This is a genomic window from Streptomyces sp. NPDC001373, from assembly GCF_042895815.1.
Classification (GTDB): Bacteria; Actinomycetota; Actinomycetes; order Streptomycetales; family Streptomycetaceae; genus Streptomyces.
Map to the genome: position 1 here is coordinate 38559 of NZ_JBIAWQ010000030.1, position 3108 is coordinate 41666.

Genomic DNA, 3108 nt, shown 5'->3' on the forward strand with positions numbered 1-3108 from the left:
CCCCGCCGGGCGCCCCCCCCCCCCCCCGCCCCCCCCCCCCGCGCCCCCCCCCGGGGGGGGGGGCCGCCCCCCCCCCCGGGGGGGGGCCCCCACCACACGAACCGGGCGCCGGCTAGTGCTTCAGTGCGTCCTTGGCCTTCTGCCCGGCCTGCTTCGCGTCGGCGATCGACTGCTCGGTCCGACCCTTCGCTTCGAGGCTCTCGTTGCCGACGGCCTTGCCGGCGGTCTCCTTGACCTTGCCCTTGACGTCCTTGCCGATGTTCTTGGCCTTCTTGCCCGCTGCCATGCGTGTTCACCTCCTCGGACGGAGCTTCACCACCCCGCCTGCCCGGAAGCACCCCGGATACGCGTCCGCCCGCGGTCTTTCTGCCGCGCCCCCACCGAGACGCGTCGCCGTGCGGCCCGGGCGGCGGCGACCGGCCCGGACGGGTCACCGCTCCCCGGTCGTAGAGTGGGGACCGCGCGGCGGCGAGGGGCGTCCGGTGCGGGCGGAGGGGTGTCGGATGGCGGAGCGTCACGCGGTGGTGGTCGGGGCCGGGATCGGCGGTCTCACCGCCGCCCTCGCGCTGCACCGGCGGGGCTGGGACGTCACCGTCTGCGAACGCGCCCCCGAACCGCCCGCCACCGGTGCCGGGATCGGCCTCGCCCCCAACGCCCTGCGCGCCCTGGAGGCCATCGGCGTCGACGCCGCCCACGCCGTCGGCAGCGCCGTGCCCGTGTGGATGGGCGTGCGTCGCTCCGGCGGCCAGTGGCTGGTCCGCACCGCGACGGCCGACCTGGCGTCCCGGTACGGCATCCCCCCGATCGCCGTCCCGCGCCCGGCGTTCACCGCCGCCCTGGCCGCGGGACTGCCGCCGGGCACCGTACGCCACGGCACCGCCGTGACCGGTGTCGGCCTGGCCGGCGGGTGTGCGACCGTACGCACGGCGGCCGGCCCGGACCTCCCCGCCGACCTGGTGGTCGCGGCCGACGGCATCCACAGCCCGCTGCGGCGCGCGCACTTCCCCGGCCATCCCGGCCTGCACTACCTCGGCGAGACCGCCTGGCGAACGATCGTGGACGCCCCGGACCTGCGCGTCCCGGCCATGAGCGAGACCTGGGGGAGGGGCGCGCGCTTCGGAGTGACCCCGCTGTCCGACGGCCGGTACTACCTCTACGCCACCGCCGTCCTCCCCGCCGGAACCCGGTCGGCCGACCCGCGGTCCGAACTCCTGCGCCGGTTCGGCTCGTGGCACGACCCCATCCCGGCCCTGCTGGAGCGCGTCGGCCGTCTCGCCCCCGCCGACGTCCTCCAGAACGACCTCTACGACCTGGCCGCCCCGCTCCCCGCCCTGCACCGCGGCCGGATCGCCTGGCTCGGCGACGCAGCCCACGCCATGGCCCCCAACCTGGGCCAGGGCGGCTGCCAGGCCATCGAGGACGCGGTGGTCCTCGCCCGTCTGCTCCCGCGCGGTGACGGCGCCCACGGCGCGGACGACCCGGTGGGCCCGGCCGGGCCGGACACCCCGGCCGGCGCCGACCCGGTCGCGGCCGCCCTGGCCGCGTACACGGCGGCCCGCCGCGACCGCAGCGACGCCGTACGCGTCCGCGCCCGCCGGGTCGGCCGCCTGGGCGCCCTGCGCAACCCCGTCGCGGCGGCGGCCCGTGACCACGCGGTCCGTGCGACCCCGACCCGTCTGGCCCTGCGGGGCATGGACGACCTCTTCAACGGGTTCCGCCTCCCGGGGTAGCCGGTTCCCGTACTCCTCGGTGGTCCGCCGCCCGCCTTCCGTCCCGGAAATCGCCGACGGCCGGCGTGAGCAGCCCGTAGCCATGGTCGGCTGCGCGAGTCGGCGTGGCGAGCGTCCCCGGGGCCGAGGGCACCCGCGGACTCCCCTGGGCCCGGTGACCCGTCCGGGCTAGGGCCTGTTGTGAAAGTGCTGTTCACAGCCATTCGTTGATGGCTGCGACCAGCACGGTCGCTTCGTAGCGGACGGCGAGTTTGTCGTACCGAGTGGCGACGGCCCGGTGGCGCTTGAGGCGGTTGATCCCGCACTCGACCGCGTGCTGCTGCTTGTAGTCGTCCTTGTCGAACTTCGGCGGTCGCCCGCCGTGTGAGCCGCGATTGAGTCGGTTGCGGACACGGTCCGCAGGCACCGGGATGGTGGCCTTGATGCCGCGTCTGCGCAGGTAGGAGCGGTTGCTGCGGGAGTCGTACGCCTTGTCGGCCCGCACCCGGTCCGGCCGCTTGCGCGGCCTGCCCACGCCGAGCCGCGGCACCCGGATCGCTTCCAGGACGGGCTCGAACTGCGGTGAGTCGCCTCGCTGCCCGGCCGTGATCACCACCGACAGCGGCTTTTGGCCCTGTTCGACGGCGAGGTGGATTTTGCTGGTCAGGCCGCCGCGGGACCGCCCGAGTCCGTGGTCGGCCGGCTCGACGGCGATCCCGCCGGGCGGCTCCTTTTGGAGATCCCCCTTTCGCCGCCCCGGCCGCGTGCTGATGGGCCCGGCACACGGTGGAGTCGACGTTCACCTCCCAGGTGATCAGGCCCTTCGCGTCGGCCTCGGCCTGGAGCTGGGTGAGGATTCCCGCCCAGGTTCCGTCGCGCTGCCAGCGCCGGAACAGGTCATAGACCCGGTCCCACGGCCCGTAGCGTTCCGGCACATCGCACCACGGGGCACCGGTCCGGGTCCGCCACCGTATGCCGTCCATCAGCTGTCGCCGCGTCCATACCTGCGGCCGGCCCGGCTTGATACCCCGCGGCAGCAGCGGCTCAAGCCGGGCCCACTGGCCGTTCGTCAGATCCCCACGTCCCACAGGACGTGATCACGAACGAACGAGATCCACTTTTGCAACAGACCCTAACTGCCCGTCACCAGCCATCGTGCACACCCGTCACCCCACCCACCCCAACCGGCACTCCCTAGACCAGGGAGGACAACAGGAAGGTCAAGGGCCTTACTGAACTTGATTGGGTGATGTCGGAGCCGTTCGCCTGACGGCGGCCGGTCCGTTCCGGTAGCCCTGGACCGTGAGATACGCGCAGGGTGGCGGGTTGACCGACGCCGGGAGGGCCGCGAGGGAGCGGGTCCGGCTGCAGGCCGTGGAATGCTTCGAGGGCGGGCAGA

3 protein-coding genes are annotated in these 3108 nt (G+C 74.5%); 1 reads left to right on the plus strand and 2 read right to left on the minus strand.

The annotated features are described in order from the left end of the window. Positions 1–112: 112 nt before the first annotated feature. Entirely contained in the window at positions 113–286 is a 174-nt protein-coding gene (locus ACFY15_RS34940) for a CsbD family protein (protein WP_390826839.1), read from the minus strand. A gap of 217 nt (positions 287–503) precedes the next feature. Here ACFY15_RS34940 and ACFY15_RS34945 point away from each other — a divergent pair, with 217 nt between their 5' ends. Then, entirely contained in the window at positions 504–1730 is a 1227-nt protein-coding gene (locus tag ACFY15_RS34945; RefSeq protein ID WP_390826840.1) for an FAD-dependent oxidoreductase, read from the plus strand. Between the two features lie 193 nt (positions 1731–1923). Here the strand turns inward: ACFY15_RS34945 and ACFY15_RS34950 are convergent. Then, a protein-coding gene (locus ACFY15_RS34950; RefSeq protein ID WP_390826841.1) for an IS5 family transposase occupies positions 1924–2797 on the minus strand; the annotation gives its coding sequence in 2 pieces (ribosomal slippage) (positions 1924–2413 and positions 2412–2797; 876 coding nt in all). Positions 2798–3108 lie beyond the last annotated feature (311 nt).

Excerpts from the sequence above, each read along its gene's own strand:
- ACFY15_RS34945 (WP_390826840.1), top strand. The coding sequence starts at position 504 with ATGGCGGAGCGTCACGCGGTGGTGGTCGGGGCCGGGATCGGCGGTCTC.
- ACFY15_RS34940 (WP_390826839.1), bottom strand. The coding sequence starts at position 286 with ATGGCAGCGGGCAAGAAGGCCAAGAACATCGGCAAGGACGTCAAGGGC.